The following is a 20,387-nucleotide window of genomic DNA, read 5'->3' as shown; positions in this document are numbered from 1 at the left end:
TTATATAAATGAAAAAAATGTTTATTCATCGATCTTTAAGTTTACTGCTGTCCGCGATGCTTTTTGTATTGACCAACTGTAAAGCACAAAATGAACTTTCTTTAAAGTCTAAGGACAATCTAAATAAAATATCCTTGTCTTTAACTCAAGATGGAAAATTATCCTATAAAGTAACGCGTCGGGATAAAGCTATTATTTTGGATTCTCCGCTTGGACTGCGTTTTGAAAATGATGATTTTACGGCTGGATTATCCGTTGTAAAAAATTCAGCTATCGGAGAAAAACGTGAAAAATACGAACTTAAAGTGTCCAATAATAAAATAGCAGATCATGTTTTTAAAACTAAAAGTATCACTTTTAAAAACAAGCTTGGAGCTTTAATGACCATAGATTTAATTGCCGGCGAACAAGGTGTTGCTTTTAGATACAAATTCGATAATAATGGTAAACAGACTCAAGTTCTTAAAAATGAAATAACGGGATTTCATATCGATCAAAATGCAAAAGGCTGGTTGCAGCCTTATAACAAAGCAGGAGATTATACTCCGGGTTATGAGGATTTTTATGTGAATGTGAAGTCAGGAGATCCAATAAGCGGTGCCCGAAATGAATCGGTTGGATGGTGTATGCCGGCACTTTTTAATGTAAATGATACTAAAAATTGGGTTTTAATTGCAGAATCAGGAACAGATGGTTCATTTCCCGGCTGTCATTTCGAGCCAGACTCTGCAGCTGGAATTTATAAAATTGCTTTTGCAAAAGGAGACGAAAAATTTACTTTGCCTTTAGCAGAAAAAGCAAATGCTTATCCAGAATCGAATTTGCCGTGGGTAATGCCTTGGAGAGTTATTATAATTGGAGATAAAGCAGGAGATATATTATTGTCAACATTGATTACTGATTTGGCTCCGGCATCTAAAATTGAAGATACTTCATGGATAGTACCGGGAAAAGCGGCCTGGTCATGGTGGTCGCATCCAGATGATTTTACCCCTGAAATTTATAATAAATTCACTGATGTTTCTGCTTCATTTGGATTTAGATATACGCTTTTTGATGCCGGATGGGAAAAAGCCAACAAAGAAGGAAAAATTATTGATCATGCCTTGTCAAAAGGAGTGCAGCCTTTAGTTTGGGGATATTCAGCAGAATATTTTGATCCGGTAAAACGAAAAAAGAGATTTAAAGAACTGGCTGAGATGGGAGTAAAAGGCGTTAAAATAGATTTTTGGTGCTCTGACAGACAAGAAATAATGGGAACTTTACAATCTGTTTTTGAAGATGCTGCCAAAGAACATCTGCTTGTAAACCTGCATGGTACTACAATGCCAAGAGGCTGGCACAGAACATGGCCCAATTTTGTAACAGCAGAAGCTATTTTAGGAACAGAAAGTTATTTTTACGAACCAAAGTTTCCTGAAAAAGCGGCCGAACAAAATACGGTACTGCCTTTTACAAGAAACGTTGCCGGACCAGCAGATTACACACCGTTTGCGCTTACTTTTAGAAAATATACGCGCTTAAACACAGCGGTGCATGAACTGGCAATGGCAATGATTTATACATCTGGAATTATTCATTTTGCCGATTCAGAAGAAGTGTTTAATTCACTTCCTAATGAACTTAAGAACTTATTAAAAGAAATGCCGGCAACTTGGGACAAAACAGAATGTGTAATTGCAGAACCTGGCAAGGCGATAATATTATCCCGTAAAAAAGATACGCTTTCTTATATTATCGGAATAAATGGAACTAATGCTGCGACACCCGTTTCTATTGATCTTACTAAATACAGCAAAGGTTTTTCTAAGTTCAGAATTATTTCTGAGGGAAGCGATCCGTTAATGGATTTTAAGATTGAGACTTATCCTGTAACGGCCAAATGGCAGTATAATTTAGCTCCAAAAGGAGGATTTATTATTGAGTTTGTAAAGTAATAAATTTGCTTTTTTAATAGAAATATGGATTTTCTTTGATTTAGATAATAAAGTCTAGAATTGATTTACCCTGATGATTTTTTCCAAAAAATCATCAGGGTATTTTTTATAATCAAATCTATCGGCTGTGATTTAAATTCTTAACCTCATTTTTTATAAGATGCTTGTTGATTTTTAGTTTACTGGGAATTGTATAACTTCTGGATGAAATTAAATACTTTTTACGCCATACTCATTTGTACCTTTAATATAAGTTAAAATGTTAATAATAAAAAAGATAAGTTATGGCAGAAATCAAAATTGAGAAAAAGAAGCCTATATGGCCATGGGTTTTAGCAGTCCTGTTAATCGCAGCACTTATATATTTCATCTTTGTTAGAGATAACGAGGCGCAAGTAGAAAACAGAATGCAAATCGAAAACACTACAAGTGCAGACAGCACTGGAAATTAAGTAGGAATCAGGCCGGAATAAAAAATTATAATATAAAAAAGAATGTATGGAAAATAAAGATAGAAATTTATACAGACTGGACGAACTTTCTGATTATAAAATTGCTTCAAACTACTCTGATATAAGAGGATGGAAAATAGTAGATGCTGACAACCGAACTATAGGTAAAATCGATAATCTTTGGGTCAATAAAGATATGCAGCGCGTTGTCTATCTCGATGTAAACGTAGATAAAGCATTAATTGACGACAGCAAAAATGAGATTCATGATGCTATAGCAAATGATAATGGAAAGGAGTTTGTGTATAAGGATGGAGATAGCCATATTATCATACCGATTGGATCTGTCAGCATAAATAAAGATACCAAAATTGTGATGGCTAATAGTATAGGGTATAATACATTTAGAAAAACAAGCAGATACAACCAGCAGCATAATTTTGACAGAAACTATGAAAGAAGAGTAATGAATTCCTATTACCCTGATGACGAGTCCCGCTTTGGGTCAAGCGATGATGATACTTTTTACAACCGCAGGGAATTTGATAATCATTAATGCTGCTCATTCTCATAGGATGTTTTATGGTAATAAAAAATAAACAAAAGGCTGTCCGACAAAGACAGCCTTTTGTTTGTAAGTGATACAAGTCTAATTTAGAATTGTATATTTAGAAATCATTATTATAAAAAATAATATAGGATATTATCTTAATTTCCCAACAAAAATTAAACTACCGCCAAGTGCTTCAGAAATGGCTTCAAAATCAGCAGCTCCATTTTGTTTTAAAAGACTGAATTTACCATCAGGAGCCGTGATATTACCATAATATTCGATACCATCAATTGTACCTACAGTATAAACTGTTCCGTATTTTTCAAAAGAAGTAAAAGGTTCCACTTTTAATGTTTTTAAATCTACAAGTGCAAATTTTGTTGGAGCATTGTACCAGTCAGCAGGTTTTGCTGGCGGCGTAAAAGTATTATCTAAATATTGAGCAAGCGCTTTATCTCCGTTAACATACGCCACTACATTTACAGAATGCGCATTTAGAGCTTTTTTTAAATCAACAAAAAAGTTAGCATCAAATGTTCCATTAGGATTTACCTTTAATAATGCGCTTGCAGATGGATTACCCGTTACAGTGCTGTAATCTAATGCAATGTTAGTCTCACGAGATGGTCTGTAATATAATGAGCCATCACTTCCTTTTGCAAACGTATGATACCCCATTGAAACACGAGAATCATTAACATAAGTAACTGCTTTTGATGCAATATCAAAAACGGCAATCTGCCCGTATTGCAGAAACTTATTATAATCAGTAGGCGTATTTGCAACAGGCAAAATGATTTTTTTTGCAGAAGTAACATAACTCATATAAGTAGCTGTTTTAATACCAGCATCATTACTAAATGGTAATGGAGTCACTGCTATCGTTTCTGTTATCGTCATAGTTGTTGGATTGAACTTGATAATTTTTCCATCATTTAAGGCGAAAAAATATGCTTCCGTTTCAGACACAAAAGCAGGAGGACCAAAAGTACCGCTAACTCCAGTACCTGCAAGACTTACTGCATCTGCACTAGAAATTTTCATATCATTACTTACATTGTATTTGGTTAAAGTAGAAGCCGTGCCATTCCAAACATAAGGATGTTCACCGTAAGAATATATTGTTGCATTTGGGCCTATCTCTGTCATCGTTTTATAATCTAGAGTTGAAGGGAATTTAGCGTATGCTCCTAAATAAAAAACTCTACCTGCCGGAGTATTTACACGAACTGACGCTATAACTGCTGGATTATCTCCTTGACCTCCGTCTGTTTTAGAATCATCAGAACTACATGATGTTAATGCAAATACAGAACACATTATTGCTAATACAGCATATTTTTTAAAAAATCGATTTGTTTTCATACCTGTTGGTTATATATAATTATAATTAAAATTGAGTTACTAGTTTGATATTAAATGATCTTCCTGGTTTTTGTACACCAAAAAAGTCATAATTTTTTTCGTTGCTTAAGTTTTGTATTTCCCCGGTTATGGAATATTTAATTCCATTTATACTATTATGGTAAGTTGTGCCAAAATCAAAAGTCTGCTGACTCGGAATCACAAATGGATTTACAGATGCGCTTTCCCAGCTTCTAAAGAATTCATAAACATATCTCGCATCAAGAAAAAGTGATAATTTATCTGCTTTTCCCATTAGATTAAGAAAAGAATAGTTTACACCGCCGTTAGCAAAAAAATAGGGTTGATTTGGTACTCTGTCACCTTTATAAGCTGCAAATATTCCTTCGTTTGAGTCGTTATAAAAGTGCTGATAAGTGCTGTTTGCGTGAAATGAAAATCTGTCATTTTTTGAAGTCCAGCTGCCGGAAACCTCAACTCCTTTAGAAGTTGCGGCAAATACATTTTGATAAATATTATTACGGTCCAGAGCTGGAACAAATAAGATTTGGTTGTCTATTTTTCTTAAAAATAAATTGGTTTGTACTTGCCAATTGCTGGTTTCATAATTTGTTTTTGATTTAAAGAAAAGCTCAAAATTGACGTTATGACTGCGTTCGGGTTTTAAATTTAAATTGCCTTGTACAAATTGGCCGTCTCCAAATAATTCGTCTGTCTGAGGCAGACGTGTAGCGTATTCGTAAGTAAGTCTGGTAGAAAATTGTTCTGTAAATTTGTAACGGAATCCATTTCCAAAACCAAAATAGTTTACGCTTCTGTCTTCTTTTATTACAGTATTATTAGACGGAATCTTTTCTTCTGAATTGATTTTTTGTAAATAATGTTTAACAAAAAGTATATTCTCTAATTTTTCATCAAAAGCATTTATTTTAAAATCTGCACCATTTACCCATGTAAACAAATCTCGTATAGCGCTGGCCGGGTCATAGCCAGTAATAAGTCTGTCGTCTCCGGTTTGTTTAGAATAAGTAGGAGCCGAAGTAAAACTTAAAGCATATTGATTATTAATTTTCCATGAAGCTTTTAAACGTGAAAAAGCATCATTATTCCAAGTATAAGTATCACTTGGGCCGGTAGATTCTGAAATCTCTCCACTAACATTTCCTGCAGAACCAGGAATACGCTCGCCATACCAGTTGTAGACAAAATCAGATACATCTGTAAATTGACGTTCACGGTAATTATATCCAAAAATAACATCTAAGGCAACATTTTCGCCAAAGTCATTGCGATAGGTAAGGACAGATCCAGCCGATTTTCTGTAGGTCATTACTTCTCCATAAGGAACTCCAACCATTAATTGATTGTGCTGAATTTCTTTTGTGTAATCGGTAAAAAATCCTTCGATGCTTAATTCCTTTGCCCAAGTTCTGTCTTTTACACCTGTTGTTAACTGCATTCCGTAGCCTTTGTACGCATCATGAAATCTTGGTACGGTTACTTTTTTAATTTTACCGGCATCATCTGCAACATCAACATCTACTTTATAATTGTTTTGAGAAGTGTCGTAGAATCCGTTTGCCTTTATAAAAAATCCGGTTTTTTCATTGTAATTATTAAGGATTAGCGATGTTCTGTAAGTTCCAAACGATCCCGCCTGAGCCGAAAAAGAGCCACTGAAACCAGACTTTATTTTCGGAGTTATTAAATTGACAGCGCCGCCAAGAGCATCTGCACCAAATTCGATAGGAACGACTCCTTTATAAACCTCAACACGATCGATTAAGTTTACCGGAACTGTTGAAATTCCGAAAGTATAACCGTGATATTCCAAAGGAATTCCGTCTAAGAAAAAACGAATTTGATTTCCTGTTAGACCGTTCATCGAAAAATTAGTTCTGGAGCCTAAACCGCCGCTGCGTCTTACACTTATACCTTGCGTTTGAGCAAGAACTTCGCCCAAATCAGCAGTTTTAAACTTAGCTTCACGCATTTCTATTACTGAAACCGCTTGTGCTGTTTCCTCTTTTTTTTGCTTTTCAGATACACCTTTTACAAGAACATCATTTAATTTCTCTGCATCTTTTAATGGTTTCTCCGTTTTTTCTAAAGTTATATTTACCAAAGTATTGGAAGAACTTTCTAAAACAATCGTCTGTTTTTTTAAAATATATCCATCTGAACTCACTTCAATTGTATATCGTCCAGTTGCTAGATTCTCAATCTGATAAAGTCCACCAGCATTTGTTTCTGCTTTTATTTGTGTACCTAAAAGCTGAATGTGAACTCCTGCCAATGGATTTCCAAATTCATCATTTACTTTACCAGAGATGGTGTTTTGAGCCATTAAAAATGTCGACGATAATAAAAAGAGCAATGCTATTTTGAGCTTCATGAAATATACTTAGGATTATACACTATTCTTATTTAGAATAAATAAAAGATCAAAAGTATGAAATTATCTATTAATAATATCCTTAATGGTAATAAAATATGTTAAATTTTAATTTGCAACTTCAATAACCTTAGCTTTCTGCTTTCTTTTTCTCAAAGAATCTATAAGTATCTGAACCGAAAAAGTTAGTATAATATAAAGTCCTATAAGTGCTAATACAGTTGTTATTCCATTCGATCTAAAACCAAAAATACCTTTTCCCCAGGAAATCAATATCCATTGTGTCATATACATAGAAGTCAGGTTCTTACTGCAATATTTTAGAAGTTTTATAAATTTATTTTCTTTAATATTTTCGGAAATTTTAAAAAGAATCCATAGAAAAATTAATGTCCAGCCTGCAAAATAAACAACACCGCCCGGACCCATATGGTAAAAACCATTATAATTGTAATCTCCGTAAATGAAGACTAAAGGCGCACCCAGAGCAACAAACAAAATTCCGGTAAACAACATGTTTTTAAACAATTGCGGTCTGTTATAATTAAGTTCCTGATACCATTTGCCAAAAAACATTCCAATGATAATAAAAGACATCCACGGAAAAACAGGAAAATAAACGTATGCCGGAAAATCATTATTGAAAAGAAGGTCTAAGACATAATTAACTACAGGAATATCCAAATTGATCCCGCTTACTTCTCTGGAAACTAATGCGATTAACATACCGATAGCTAAAATTCCGTATTTATTGGTAACGTATTTTCTAATAAAACCAATGAACAGCAAAGACATTCCTGCTAATTGCAAAATATCGCCCAATAACATTAAATACAAATACTGTTGCTCTATTGGCCCGTGCCATCCGTATCTTTGGATAAAATTATCGGGTGCAAAACCAAAAATTACAGGAAAAATGAACTTTAAAAAATTCATTAAAAGAGCAGCGCCTAAAAGCAGTCCGCCACGCGTTATCGAGCTTTTAAGACTTTGATGGCGAGAAGTCATAAATGTAACTCCCATACAGATCAGGAAAATAGAAGTTCCTCTGCCCAGAAAAACAATAAAATTGCCAATAAAGGTTTCCGACTGCGATTTGACATCGGCAAATGTTAGTAGTGTATGTATGATAATCATTCCTATAACACTCATTCCTTTTATAAGATCCAGTGCTACAATTCTTTTACTTTGCTGTTCCATAAGTTTTTATGTTTACTATTTCGGTCTGTACAACCTATTGTTTATTAAATATTTAAAATTATCCTATAACTGCTTTTGCAGCTAAAAATGAATTTTCGTTTTCGTTGATATTTCTATTTATAGTAGGATAATCTACTTTACCGTTAACGGTTAAGGGCACTTGATCGAAATAATAGGTTTTTAATGAACTGGCATGTAATCCCATTTTTTCTTTTATCACCTGAGTTATTGTTTCTCGTTGTAAAAATTCATCCTGATGTATGATACCCAGATATTTGTCCTGAACACTGATACAGATAAAGGTTTGTCCGCCTAATTCATTTTTGAGTAAAACCTCAACTTCATCAAGGTTTAAACGGACTCCAAATAATTTTATAATACGTTTAATACGTCCTTTGATATGATAATAACCAAACTCATCCTTTTCTGCTAAATCGCCTGTATAAAGTTTGTCGGTATAATCATAATGCTGTAAATCAAAAATGTTATTGGCATAACCTCCGGAAACATTGGGACCGTAATAAATAAGTTCTCCCGTACTTTCATCAATTTCAAACCTTCCGTTTTTTACAGCAAATCCTATAGATGTTCCTTTATTCTGAAAATCTTTTGGCGGTAAAACAGCCATTCTGCCGCTGGCTTCCGTTTGTCCATATTGTGCAAAAAACTGTTTGTTATAAGTTTGAGTATAATCTGAAATTACGTTCGCCAGTTCTTTATTCAGCATGCCGCCCGTATGGGTAAAATAACGTACAGAAGGAGTGTCTTTTTTGAAGAAACCAAAGCGATGCAGTAACTCATAAAAATAAGGAACACCGCTTAGTGTAGAATAGCCATAATGAGCAAGATCTGACCAGAATTCTTTTTGAAGTACATCTCTGTCTGTACATACAATTGTATTTGCTTTTATGCAGTTTGTTGTAAAAATCGAGAAACCATACACGAAATTAATAGGCACATTTAACGGAACAACATCGTGTTCCGTTATTGGCATGTACTCCATAATAGATAAGGCATTCTGAACCAGATTTTGATCTGAAATCTTAACAAATTTAGGCGACCCGGTAGTTCCTGATGTGCTCATTAAAAGCTTTACATCTCCATGAATAGGGTAGAGGCGAATTTCTCTTTTTTTAAATAAAGAAATACTTTCAGACACTTGTTTTAAATCATAATCTTCAACTGCGGCTCTTGACGGATCGTAGATATAAGCAGGTTTATATTCATCTTCCAGATTTTGTTTAAACGTAGGATGTAAACCCGAATTAAGCAAAGCCACCGTGTACTTTTTTTGATAAAAATTCAGGAACGTTTCTATTGCCGGCAATTGATTGTCATTGTAAATGAAAACAACGGCACGCAAATCTTCAATATCTAAAGATTCATGTATTTCGTTGAACGTTTTTACAACTTTGGTTTTTGCATCTATAAAATTTAATTTTTTGTTTTTTTGAATTAAATCATAAAGTCCCATACTTTTTTCTTTTGAAATTATTGGATTTCTACACCGTTTTTCTTCAGTATTGCCTTTATTTTATCAACGCTTCCCATTTCCAGAATATCTTCCATAGGAATTGAAACATTGTAAAAGCTCTCTAGTTCCTCAACCAAAAGCAAATGACTCATAGAATCCCATTCTACAATACCCTGATATTCTAAATCTGCTGTAACGGATTCTACAGGTATTTCAAACGCATTTGCAAATACTTGATGTAATTCTTGTGTTGTACTCATAATGATCTTATTTTAATTTATTTATATTTTATTATTTTTAAACTTTAGCTAGCTTCCATTTTCCAGTTCTGAATATGGTGATACAGCCAAAAGCCAATACAAGCTCTGAAATTAATATGGCGGCAAAAATACCTTTGGGACCAAAACCCATTACTACGCCAAAGGCGAATGAAAGCGGTATTTGTATCACGTAAAACATGAGAATGTAAAGCAGAGTAACAATCATAACTTTTCCGGCTGCATTGAGCGCTCTGGAAATAACCATTGTATATCCTAATAATACATAGGCAATAGAAATAATATGAATGTAGGTTGTGCTGTGATCAATCACTTCGGGAACATCAGAAAAAATCCTGACAACGGGATTTGCCATAAAAATCCATCCAATTGCTACCGTAATCAAAAAACACATATTAATCATACCTGCTCTCCAAACTGATTTTTCGGCTCTTTCAGGTTGTTGTGCGCCCAGATTTTGTCCGGTTAAAATTCCTGCAGCATTTCCGATACCCCAAGCCGGTGTAGTAACGATAGAAGCAACGCGTTGCGCTATGATATAACCTGCAAGGGCATTTCCTCCAAAATGAGAAACAATTTTTATCATAAACAGCCAGCTTGATGCAGGAATCAAATACTGCAACATACCTCCAAAAGCAAGTCTCAATACTTTATTAAAAGTTTCAAGATGAAGTACCAATTGTTGTTTTCCAATTTGAATAATGGTTGATCCTTTAATCAAATGAAATGCCTGATAACAAACTCCGATAAAACGAGCTGCGCCTGTCGCTATAGCGACTCCTAAGAGTCCGTATGCGGGTACAGGACCCCATCCGAAAATAAGGAGCGGACACAAGATTATGTTTAATGCATTAGAAAGCCATAGTGTGCGCATGGCAATAGAAGCGTAACCAGCACCTCGAAAAATACCATTTAGCGCAATACGGATAATAATAAAACCGCAAGTAGCAAACATTACTTTTGCATACAAACTCCCTTGTTGTATCATTGCCGGAGAAAGGCCTACTAATCCCAATATTTCATCGCTCCATATAAAACAGATTATGCTTATTAGAATAGCAGCAATTACGGTTATACTTATTACCTGTACAGCTGTAACGCTCGCTTCCTTAAAGTTCTGCTCGCCAACGCGACGGGCAATTAAAGTTGAGGCCGCAATGCTGAGACCAATAGAAATCGAATATGAAAAACTGATAACAGATTCTGTAGAACCTACAATAGAAACTGCTGCTGCGCCAAGTTTACTCACAAAAAATAAACTGGCACAAACAAAAATAGATTCCATAACCAGCTCCAGCACCATTGGTACGGCAAGCAATACAATTGCCCTATTAATACTGCCTGAGGTAAACTTTTTTTCGCGGCCTAATACCGCAGTAAGAAACAAATCTGTATAAGATTGCAATCGAAGAACAACTACTTTCATGATTGATGTTGTATTGTTTCATTACTAATGGCTGTAAACTCTTTCATCTCGTATTGCTTAATAACATAAAGCGGATTTGGAAGTTTACTTCCTTTTTTCGGCACGGCAAAACCTGTTTGCTCAGCATATCCATTATTTAGCAATTTCAAACTATTGATATAAAATCGTTTAAACTCCGGCTCAAAAAGATTGTATTTTTCAAATCGGTCTGTCAAATGTGGATTGTCTTGCTGATATTCTTCAATTGATCCAATTACGGTTTTCCAAAAAAGATGTTCATCATAATCCATGTGCGTATGCAGAATATCAGACAGGTATCTAAAAAAGGCATCAAAAACACCGATTAAAATAAATAAAGGCGTGTTTTCTTTATTAGAAGATTGTATAAGACCGTCTTTAAGTTCTGCCGGTAATTTTGCTTTGGCTTCTTCAGTCAAAACAATATCATCAACGAAATCTTTGATAATGATACGTTGTGGCAAACCGTTTTTCATGACTAAAATAATGTTCTCGCCATGAGGTGTTACGCATAAAGAATGCTGATAATAAATGTGCAGCAAAGGCTTTAAATACACTTCTAAATATTGCTCCAGCCAGCTTTGGATGCTCAATCCTGAGGCATTTATTAATTCCTGTAGAAAAGGACAGCCACTATCATCAACATATAATAAAGAGGCCATTGTCATTAATTTTTCTTCAGGTTTTCGATATTTCTCTGCACTTTCTCGCCACAATGCACCTAACATTTCGCGGTAATGATACGGACTGTCGGCTATTGCATTATACTGCGGATGGCGATAAGAAACGGTAGCAACTTCGCCTAAAAGCACTACTTCTTTTTCCTGAAAATACGGGTCTTTATCCAGCATTTCTTTTACCCATTTTGTAACTCTTGGCGCAATATCCATTTGCTTTGGAGATAAGCCGCGGATATTTCCTGTGCTCAAAATTGAGATCGCCGTTTTTACATAATGTTTTGACGGATAACTTAAATTAAAGAAAGTTCGAATACTTTGCTGAGGCGAATAGATATCGTCACTTTTGCCCAAAATCACTAAATATTGATTGGCAAGATCCTGATGAAATTGCAGTAAAATTTTATTGTTTAACTGCCACGGATGTACGGGAATAAAAACGTAATCTTCAACCGCAAGTTTCATATTACGAAGCTTTTCCTGAAATCTTTTATAAAGTTCTATACCTAATTCTTCAGTATAAAAATCACTAAAATTGATCGTTTCCAAAGAGTTGAATGAAGCTCTTTTTTTATGCGCTGCCAGCCAATATAAATCTGTATTTTTATTGGCTTCGGGAGCATAATTATGATAATCGGTATTGTTGAAACCAACGCGGCCTTTATTTGCAATCACCCACGGATGACCTTCCATTTGGTGCTCAATAGTCTGATAATCGGCTTCAACAAGATCGGAAACACTAATTTTTTCTCTGGTGAACAAATGTGCATCAGCATATAAGGTATTGAGAAGTTCTTCGGTGTATTTTGCCAATGTAAAAGAATCAATGCCAAAGGTTTTTTGTAATTCCATAAAAAAACAAAGAACATCTTTAGCAGGCGCGGCTATTCCGTTTTCCCATCTTTGAATACTTTCCTTTTCAATATGCCAATATTCCAAAAGTCTCGGATAAGCTGAAAAAGTATAGTAAACCTCTGGTAAATCAGTAGTCAGTTTAAAATGTTTAGCCCCATCTTTTTCACTGCCCGTAATCGTAGGTTTGGCAACATCTTCATGCATTAATTCGGCTAAACTCTTGGCCAGCAGATTAAGATTTACCTTTTCCCAAACCGGAGCGGTAAAAACTTCTAAGTGCGGTATTGTTTCTATATTCATTTTAGATGTGTGTTAAATACTAATTTCCTCCGCTTTTTCTGCAGCAATATGCGAAAGGTCAAAATCCTGAAAAGCAATTCTCTTTTCTAGTTTATATACTTCACGTTTTGCTACTTCATTAATGATATAAGAATTGCGGTAAGCGCCCATTCCTAAATCAGAAGAAATGTAGCTGTGCGTATGAATTTCTGCGTTTTGTACAAAAATTTCGCTTCCGTTAGTATCAATGCTGTAGTTTCTTTTTACATCATAACTGCCTGTTGAAGTCCTGCTGATGCGATGCTGTATATCTTTAAGAAATTGAGGTTCCTGATAATGATATCCGGTACCTAAAATTACATAGTCAGCAGGGTCTGTAAACTTTTTATGCTGCTCGATCTGCTCCAGATGCAATTCATAATTTCCATGAATTCCCACAGTAATATCATCCAATTGAATATTCGGTCTGATCTTTACGCCAATGTCATCATTATCTACGCTCAGCGCATACATATGATCATAAATCTCGTTGAGTAAATCAAAATTTACGCCTTTGAATTGTGATTTCTGACGATCCAGCATGGCTTTACGAGTCGAAGCCGGCATTTGATGAAAATAGTCGATGTAATCCGGGGATGTATGTTCTAAAATTAGTTTAGAATATTCCATTGCAAAAAAGCGATCGGGACGGGAATACCAATTCAGTTTTAAGTTTTTAGGTCTGTTTTGAAGCAGATCAAAGAAAACCTCAGCAGCACTTTGTCCGGAACCAATTACAGTAACGGTATCCTGTTCTAATATTTCTTCTTTTCTAAAAAGATAGCTTGACGTATGACAAACTTTTTCCATTTCTTGTAAATCAACAAAATCAGGAAGTATAGGTACAGTACCAGTTCCTAATACTAATTTTTCACAATAATAAATTTTGGTCTGATCTTCGTCTTTATGAAAAACGTGCAGTTCATAAAGACCGTCTTTATAATAAATTTCCTTTACACTCGATGAAAAGCGACAATTTTTCAATTGTTTAATCACCCATTGACAGTACATATTATACTCTTTACGCAATACAAAGAAATTTTCGCGGATAAAGAATTTATACAAACGATCTGTCTTTTTAAGAAAATTCAAAAAACTAAACTTACTTGTAGGATCAGCCATTGAAACACAGTCACATAAAAATGGAGTCTGCAAGGTAACATGGTCAAAAAGCAGTCCCGGATGCCAGTTAAATTGTTCTTTTTGGTCAAAGAAAAGTGATGAAACGTCATCAACCGGTTCTAACAAAGCGGCCAAACCCAAATTAAAAGGTCCGATGCCAATGCCTATTAATGAATATACTTTACGATCTTCCATATTATTGGTTTATAAGATTATGCTCTGCTTCAGCGTTGATTACAATGTCTTTGTTTTGAGGGAATTTGTCCCAATACCATTCGCGATAGCAAAAATTAAGATTGGATGTTTTATGCGGCATTTCAATGACTTTATCGATTTTAAAACCATGAAAAGCTTTGTTCATCATCGAAGCTCTGGAATCTACAGCACCTTCGCCAACCATTTTTCCGACTTCCGGCTGCGCAAACACATAATCGATCATGCATTGTGTAGATGGTGAAACAAATTTTTGCTTTGGATCTGTCGGCGCAATAAATTGATGCGTTCCATAATCCGTCGGCAGAACGTCATAATAATCTCCTAGAACATCACGGGTCGGCCAGTATACTTCGATATTAAAAGTCGGTTCACCGTTTGCCATTCCTATATAACTGTACAAACTGTCACTCGGAAGCAATGTTCTGTAATACGTTTCAAGTTCTTTCAGCGACCAGTCCATTTTCCAAGCTGCTTTTGCATGGTCACGATGAAACCATTCATGCATCATTTCCAGATCATTATCTATATCAACAGGACGTAAACTAATCGTTACATCTTCTTTAGGGAAATAGCGGTTGTACACCAATTCTTTTCCTTTTGGATTTATCAATTGTTCTGAGAAAAAGCGTTTGTGTAAAACATTCGGAAAATTGATACGGGTCACACCGGCAGGATTCCCGCCGCAATCAATATCATTTAGCGCCGTAAGTAAATTGCCTTTTACTTTCCAATGTCTGCTTTCGAGAATAAACGTAACCAGACCGCTTTCGTCTTCTTTTTGTAAATCCTCTAATTTGTCATAGAGAATATTTAAGAGATTTTTTTCGGTTGCAAGTCCGCTGGCGCCAAAAGTATTTACAACTGCCAAAATATTTCCTACCCAGAAATAATGAAGTAATAAATTGAATAAACGATCGTCTGGAATAAACATTTTCCCATTTTCAGATAATCCGGGTACGATAGTATTTAATTGCTCTTCAAAAGATTTTCGGAATAAAAAACTTTGATTATCACGGAAAAATAATTTTTCAGGCAGGTAAGCATCATTCAGTTGTACAAGAGTATTTTGTTGGTGCCACTCGCAAACCATTCCTTGCTCATTAAACATTTTTACTACACCGCCAAGTATAATATCTATGTATTGTTTGAACCAAAGTTCACTCGTTTTTTCTGTTGATAAGCCCGTTTGTTCAGCAGCTTTTTCAATTACTTCCTGTATTCTGGAAGATTCTCCTAATACAGAATCCTGACATAAAGAAGCCACTAAACTTACATTCTTTTCTTTTTCTGTTGCACTAGTTTTAAACGGATTGTGACGTACACTGGTAGAAAAACTGTCGATAATATTTCCATCATAAGAAACAGATATAAAACCCGGATCACAAATCAATTCAATGTCTGGATATGTTTCTCTTACATTATCTCCCCAAGCGGTCTGCATGAGTCGCGATACATCATAACCTCTGTGAAGTTCATGATAATGATTAATACGTTCCGCTCCTGTGATTTTCACGTGAAGGGAAAACTTATACATATAATCACTTTCATTGTTATATACCGTTCTTACTGATGAGGTAGCTGTAAATTCTTTTCCAAATTCACCTAAATCAATAAGCAGATTTTCTTTTACCAGCGTATCAAATAAGATTTGGTTTTTAAAATGTGCAGCTTCCCACGGATGAATGGGAATCACTTTCCAATCACTATTTTTCTCTAGTAAATCGTGTACTTTTTTATCTCCTTTACTTGCTTCTAAAACTGCTGTTTTTGCAAAATCGGAAGGCAAAATAGCTTCTACAGATTTCTCGTTAACCAGATCAGGATGTACTAAAAAATAATACAACTGAAAATAACCTCCGGTTTCGGGAGCATATTTTAAAACTTCTGCTTCCGTAAAACCTTCGCGTCCTTTAGTAAGCGGATGAAGTAAATGTCCTGCCGGAAATAATTGTTCCGCCTCGATAAATGACATATCAGGTTTATTAAATTGCTGCCCTGTCGATTTAAAATGTTCTAAAAACTGCGTTATTTTTTCCGTACTCAACTGCATTCTGTTTTTTACATTTTTAGAATCAGCTGTCGGATATTGCTGTTTTACATGAGTTGTAATTAATTCCAGAAGACGGTTTGCATCTATTTCTTTTACAGTTTCAGTTGTAAGGTCACGCTCCATCACCGGAAAATCATACAAATGTCTAAAGGTTTCAGATCTGTAGCGTATCGGTGCATACACCTCAACTTTATCAACAGGAAAATCTAATTTTAAATGAAGTTCATGATTAGACTTAGACATAAAAGATTTTAATGCAGGATCGTATTTCGGAATCCCTTCGTAAAAACTGCTGTTGTCCAGTTCGCGTAAGCAGCAATTAAGTAAAATAGTAAACGTAATATCGACTGCTTCCTGAGCAATTTCTTTAGGAGAAGATGTATTCATTTCCGTGTTTTTTTATGATTGAAAGAATATTGTTAATGTGTGCAATAGTCGTTAATGGGTTCAGAATAGTAAATTTTAGGTAAAAAATGCCATCCACTTTTGTGCTTGCCACTAAAACTTCGCCACTAAAAAACATTTTCTTTTTGATGTACAAATTCATTTTGCAGGTATCTCCAGGCCAGCCGGCTAGTTTATATCTAAAAACCAAAACACTTAAATCAGAATCAGTTAAAAGTTCAAAATCTTTATCATTATCTAATATTTCAGCAGTTTCTTGTGTAGTTTCAATAATGGTTTCCGTGTATTGACCCAGTTTGGTTCTACCCATATAGCGTAGTGTACACCATAGTTTTAAAGCATCAAAACGGCGTGTGCTTTGTACCAAAGACTTATTGATTTGAGCTGGCAATTCATCATAATCCTGTTCTTTAGGATTTAGATAATCAGCATGATGTTTTATGATATGAAGATGCTGTTTGTTTTTCACCATAAAAGCACTGCTGCAAATAGGCTGAAAGAACGATTTATGATAATCAATAGTTACAGAATCAGCTTGTTCGATGCCGTTTAGCAAAGGTTTGTATTTATCAGTCAGCAATAAACCGCAGCCATAAGCAGCATCTACATGCATCCATAATTCATGCTCTTTTGCCAGAATTGCTATTTTTGTTAATGGGTCAATATTACCGAAATCTGTTGTGCCCGCTGTAGCTACAATGGCAATCGGAATGTTGCCTTTTTCCTTTTCTTCAATAATGGCTTGTTTTAATTTTGCAGCATCCATTCTGTATCGGCTATCGGTAACAACCTGAACAATAGACTGCTCGCCAAGACCCAGAATAGAAGCATTTTTTTGATTACTGAAGTGCGATTTCTCAGAAACAAAAATTCGGAATTTACTAGATTCAGGAGGGCATCCATTCAATTTGATATTCCAATTCAGGTATTTCAAGGCAAAGTAATCTCTTGCCAAAAGCAAACCCATAAGGTTACTTTGAGACCCGCCGCCTGTAAAAATTCCATCACAATCTTCGTTATATCCAATCTGTTCACCTGTCCAGGCAATCAGTTTTCTTTCTATAAATGTTCCTCCGGCACTTTGATCGTAAGTGTCTTGCGATGAATTAATTGCACTTATCAATACATCGGCTGCCAAAGCAGGAATTACAACAGGGCAGTTTAAATGTGCTATATATTCTGGTAAATGATAAGCAGTTGCGTGATTTACATAAATTTCATCGATCTCATCCCAAAGGCTTTCGTAATCTTTTAGAGGCTGCTCTAAGTTTACAGCTTCGACTTTATTTCTTATTTCATCTGGTTTGATACCGCTGAATGGAATTTTAGTATTTTCTAGAAAACCGGCCACACGTTTTTGTACGGATGCTATTGCGTTGTTATATTCAGTTCCGGAATTTTCATGAAAAATATCCTGATAAAAATGGTCTGTAACACTTTTAACAATGACATCCTGATCGTTGTCTAATAGGTTTTGCATAATGATTAAATTTTAGAATTGAGGTTATTTAAAATAAGTTACTTTGTTAGCAACAGGCGTTCTCTTTTTTCTTGAAGGTTCAAGATCTGCAGGATAATATCCAACATAAATTAAACCCAGAGATTTTTCATTTTCGGCGAGATCAAATTGCTTTAAATAGTCAATGGCACCCGCAGATGTACTCCAGTAACTCCCAATATTATGGGCAGTGCAGGTGAGCGCCATGTTTTGAACGGCAGATGAAACGGCGGCAATTTCTTCCCATTCGGGTAAGTTTATTTTGTAATTGCGAACCATAACAACTCCAATAACACACGCCGAATTAAGCGGGTATTCTTTAAGAAGATTGTATTTCTCCAGTGCAACTTCGGCAGGAAATTTTTCAAAATAAAAATCCTTGTAATAAGCAGCCAAAAACGAACCCAGCTGTTTTAAATAATCATCTTTAAAGACCATAAATCGCCACGGTTCTGTCATTTTATGCGTTGGGGCATAAGTCGCGTTGATTAAAATTTCATTTAATAATTCATCAGAAATATTCTGTTTTAAAAACTCATCAGCATAAATGCTTCGTCTGTTCCGAATGATTTTTGAAATTTTATTTCGACTAGCTGTAAAATCTGATGCCTTGATTTTACTGGGTTTAGTACTAATATTCATATTTTTTTAATAAATTTTCTAAGAAAATTCTTTTTTAAATTATAAAACAAATATATTTGTAAGTAGATTTTATTTAGATTGAATAAAAACAGTAGGAGCAAATGTAGAAATTAATCTTTATAAAAAAAATAAAACAGAAAAAAAATTATACGAAATTCTCTACGTTTTTGAAATGTATCGGGACAATGTTTTATTGTATAAAGGTTGGTTTTAGTAGTTTGTGTTTTTTATTTGTCCAATTTTTATTAACTATTAAATAAACTAATAAAATGAAATCAGAATTCTTAATTGATGATGAAATACCTGTAAAAGAAAATTATGCTTATCAGATTCCTACAAGCCCGCTTATAGTGGAGGTTACGCCTCAGGAAAGAAATATTTTATCTCATGTGGGTGCTCTTTTGGAGAAAGCGTTTAAGAGCTATGAAAATCCAGATTATATAGCAGCGCTCCATTTGCATTCTTTTCAGCTTCTTCCAGAAAGAATAGCCAGAATTTTAAGCCGTTTTGGAACAGATTTTTCGGCAGACCAGTATGGAGCAATTGTCTTTAAAGGACTTTTAGAAGTAGATCAGGACCATCTAGGGCCGACCCCCGCTAACTGGCAGAGTGCCGATTATTCTAAACTCAATAAATACGGCTTTATTTGTTCGCTGCTGCATGGAGCAGTTCCCTCAAAACCTGTGCAGTATTATGCGCAGCGAAAAGGCGGCGGTATTCTTCATGCTGTTATTCCAGACGAAAAAATGGCGGTTACACAGACCGGATCGGGGTCAAAAACAAATTTGTATGTTCATACCGAAGATGCGTTTCTTATGCATCAGGCTGATTTTTTAAGCTTTCTTTATCTGCGAAATGAAGAGCGAGTTCCTTCGACACTTTACTCGGTACGATCTCATGGCAAGGTGAATAAAATAATGGAAAAACTTTTCGATCCTATTTACCAATGTCCCAAAGACGCTAATTATGAGGAGGAAACAAATAGTGGCCCGCTGGCTTCTGTTTTATACGGAAATAAGGAATTGCCTTTTATCAGATTTGATGCAGCAGAGCAGATATTTAATGAAAAGGCCGGACAGACTCCAGAAGCGCTTTACAATTTAACTGAATTCTGGAACGAGGTCAAAGAGTTGATTAATAGCGATTATATTCCAGATTCTGGAGATGTTATATTCGTTAATAATCACTTATGCGCACACGGAAGAAGTGCTTTTACGGCAGGCCAGAGGGTGGAAAATGGAAAAATTGTCCCTTGCGAGAGAAGACAAATGCTCAGAATGATGAGTAAAACCAGTTTAATTCATATGAGGTCGATGACACACACTGATGACCCTTATTTTATTATGGAAGAACATTTGGGAAAAGTTTTCGATCAGGATTAATTCGTGAAAGCTGTATTAAAGAGAGATGTCAAACTGTATTTGATGTCTCTTTTTTTATTTATATAGACTTGTTATTGTTTTCTAAATCTCCTAAGCTAGCGCGAGCGTCCCGCTCGTGAACGCA

15 protein-coding genes are annotated in these 20,387 nt (G+C 35.1%); 4 read left to right on the top strand and 11 right to left on the bottom strand.

What is annotated here, in order from left to right; all coding sequences use genetic code 11:
- The first annotated feature begins 8 nt into the window (after positions 1-8).
- The 3 genes from EV144_RS07095 (at position 9) to EV144_RS07090 (ending at position 2,945) form a co-directional block, all read left to right on the top strand.
- The gene (locus EV144_RS07095; protein ID WP_134147400.1) at positions 9-1,937 is read left to right on the top strand and encodes a glycoside hydrolase family 97 protein; all 1,929 of its coding nucleotides are present in this window, start codon (positions 9-11) and stop codon (positions 1,935-1,937) included.
- A 284-nt stretch (positions 1,938-2,221) separates the two neighbouring features.
- A complete protein-coding gene (locus EV144_RS24125) occupies positions 2,222-2,389 on the top strand; it encodes a hypothetical protein (RefSeq protein ID WP_166670546.1) in 168 nt (55 codons plus the stop codon).
- Between the two features lie 46 nt (positions 2,390-2,435).
- Positions 2,436-2,945 carry a PRC-barrel domain-containing protein gene (locus EV144_RS07090; protein ID WP_134147398.1) on the top strand — a complete coding sequence of 170 codons (510 nt, stop codon included), beginning with the start codon at positions 2,436-2,438 and terminating at the stop codon, positions 2,943-2,945.
- A 147-nt stretch (positions 2,946-3,092) separates the two neighbouring features.
- Here the strand turns inward: EV144_RS07090 and EV144_RS07085 are convergent, their stop codons facing one another.
- From EV144_RS07085 to EV144_RS07035, 11 genes are all read right to left on the bottom strand, one after another.
- Positions 3,093-4,307: a hypothetical protein gene (locus EV144_RS07085; RefSeq protein WP_134147396.1), complete on the bottom strand. Its 1,215-nt coding sequence runs from the start codon at positions 4,305-4,307 to the stop codon at positions 3,093-3,095.
- A gap of 25 nt (positions 4,308-4,332) precedes the next feature.
- Entirely contained in the window at positions 4,333-6,702 is a 2,370-nt protein-coding gene (locus EV144_RS07080; RefSeq protein WP_134147394.1) for a TonB-dependent receptor domain-containing protein, read from the bottom strand.
- A gap of 108 nt (positions 6,703-6,810) precedes the next feature.
- On the bottom strand, positions 6,811-7,902 hold the full coding sequence (locus EV144_RS07075; RefSeq protein WP_134147392.1) for a heparan-alpha-glucosaminide N-acetyltransferase domain-containing protein: 1,092 nt from the start codon (positions 7,900-7,902) through the stop codon (positions 6,811-6,813).
- 58 nt (positions 7,903-7,960) lie between these two features.
- The gene (locus EV144_RS07070; RefSeq protein ID WP_134147390.1) at positions 7,961-9,376 is read right to left on the bottom strand and encodes an AMP-binding protein; all 1,416 of its coding nucleotides are present in this window, start codon (positions 9,374-9,376) and stop codon (positions 7,961-7,963) included.
- A 17-nt stretch (positions 9,377-9,393) separates the two neighbouring features.
- Positions 9,394-9,636 (bottom strand): acyl carrier protein, encoded by a 243-nt coding sequence (locus tag EV144_RS07065; RefSeq protein WP_134147388.1) that lies wholly within the window; start codon positions 9,634-9,636, stop codon positions 9,394-9,396.
- 37 nt (positions 9,637-9,673) lie between these two features.
- Positions 9,674-11,080, bottom strand: coding sequence for an MATE family efflux transporter (locus EV144_RS07060; protein ID WP_134147386.1), 1,407 nt, complete (start codon positions 11,078-11,080; stop codon positions 9,674-9,676).
- Positions 11,077-12,930: an IucA/IucC family protein gene (locus EV144_RS07055; protein WP_134147384.1), complete on the bottom strand. Its 1,854-nt coding sequence runs from the start codon at positions 12,928-12,930 to the stop codon at positions 11,077-11,079. Before EV144_RS07055 ends, EV144_RS07060 begins: the two co-directional genes overlap by 4 nt.
- A gap of 12 nt (positions 12,931-12,942) precedes the next feature.
- A complete protein-coding gene (locus tag EV144_RS07050; RefSeq protein ID WP_134147382.1) occupies positions 12,943-14,265 on the bottom strand; it encodes a lysine N(6)-hydroxylase/L-ornithine N(5)-oxygenase family protein in 1,323 nt (440 codons plus the stop codon).
- 1 nt (position 14,266) lies between these two features.
- Positions 14,267-16,723: a GNAT family N-acetyltransferase gene (locus EV144_RS07045; protein WP_134147380.1), complete on the bottom strand. Its 2,457-nt coding sequence runs from the start codon at positions 16,721-16,723 to the stop codon at positions 14,267-14,269.
- Positions 16,704-18,221: a pyridoxal phosphate-dependent decarboxylase family protein gene (locus EV144_RS07040; protein WP_134147378.1), complete on the bottom strand. Its 1,518-nt coding sequence runs from the start codon at positions 18,219-18,221 to the stop codon at positions 16,704-16,706. The genes EV144_RS07045 and EV144_RS07040 overlap by 20 nt, the downstream gene beginning before the upstream one ends.
- A gap of 24 nt (positions 18,222-18,245) precedes the next feature.
- Positions 18,246-18,881 carry a nitroreductase gene (locus tag EV144_RS07035; protein ID WP_134147377.1) on the bottom strand — a complete coding sequence of 212 codons (636 nt, stop codon included), beginning with the start codon at positions 18,879-18,881 and terminating at the stop codon, positions 18,246-18,248.
- Between the two features lie 269 nt (positions 18,882-19,150).
- Between EV144_RS07035 and EV144_RS07030 the strand changes: the two genes are divergently transcribed.
- Entirely contained in the window at positions 19,151-20,263 is a 1,113-nt protein-coding gene (locus EV144_RS07030) for a taurine catabolism dioxygenase TauD (RefSeq protein ID WP_134147375.1), read from the top strand.
- Positions 20,264-20,387: the final 124 nt, after the last annotated feature.

Origin of the sequence: Flavobacterium sp. 270 (genome assembly GCF_004368785.1) — a bacterium.
In the GTDB taxonomy this organism is placed as follows: Bacteria; Bacteroidota; Bacteroidia; order Flavobacteriales; family Flavobacteriaceae; genus Flavobacterium.
This window is presented reverse-complemented; position numbering and strand designations above follow the sequence as displayed.

Coding starts and splice junctions, on each gene's coding strand:
- EV144_RS07095 (WP_134147400.1), top strand. CDS start 9: ATGAAAAAAATGTTTATTCATCGATCTTTAAGTTTACTGCTGTCCGCG.
- EV144_RS24125 (WP_166670546.1), top strand. CDS start 2,222: ATGGCAGAAATCAAAATTGAGAAAAAGAAGCCTATATGGCCATGGGTT.
- EV144_RS07090 (WP_134147398.1), top strand. CDS start 2,436: ATGGAAAATAAAGATAGAAATTTATACAGACTGGACGAACTTTCTGAT.
- EV144_RS07085 (WP_134147396.1), bottom strand. CDS start 4,307: ATGAAAACAAATCGATTTTTTAAAAAATATGCTGTATTAGCAATAATG.
- EV144_RS07080 (WP_134147394.1), bottom strand. CDS start 6,702: ATGAAGCTCAAAATAGCATTGCTCTTTTTATTATCGTCGACATTTTTA.
- EV144_RS07075 (WP_134147392.1), bottom strand. CDS start 7,902: ATGGAACAGCAAAGTAAAAGAATTGTAGCACTGGATCTTATAAAAGGA.
- EV144_RS07070 (WP_134147390.1), bottom strand. CDS start 9,376: ATGGGACTTTATGATTTAATTCAAAAAAACAAAAAATTAAATTTTATA.
- EV144_RS07065 (WP_134147388.1), bottom strand. CDS start 9,636: ATGAGTACAACACAAGAATTACATCAAGTATTTGCAAATGCGTTTGAA.
- EV144_RS07060 (WP_134147386.1), bottom strand. CDS start 11,080: ATGAAAGTAGTTGTTCTTCGATTGCAATCTTATACAGATTTGTTTCTT.
- EV144_RS07055 (WP_134147384.1), bottom strand. CDS start 12,930: ATGAATATAGAAACAATACCGCACTTAGAAGTTTTTACCGCTCCGGTT.
- EV144_RS07050 (WP_134147382.1), bottom strand. CDS start 14,265: ATGGAAGATCGTAAAGTATATTCATTAATAGGCATTGGCATCGGACCT.
- EV144_RS07045 (WP_134147380.1), bottom strand. CDS start 16,723: ATGAATACATCTTCTCCTAAAGAAATTGCTCAGGAAGCAGTCGATATT.
- EV144_RS07040 (WP_134147378.1), bottom strand. CDS start 18,221: ATGCAAAACCTATTAGACAACGATCAGGATGTCATTGTTAAAAGTGTT.
- EV144_RS07035 (WP_134147377.1), bottom strand. CDS start 18,881: ATGAATATTAGTACTAAACCCAGTAAAATCAAGGCATCAGATTTTACA.
- EV144_RS07030 (WP_134147375.1), top strand. CDS start 19,151: ATGAAATCAGAATTCTTAATTGATGATGAAATACCTGTAAAAGAAAAT.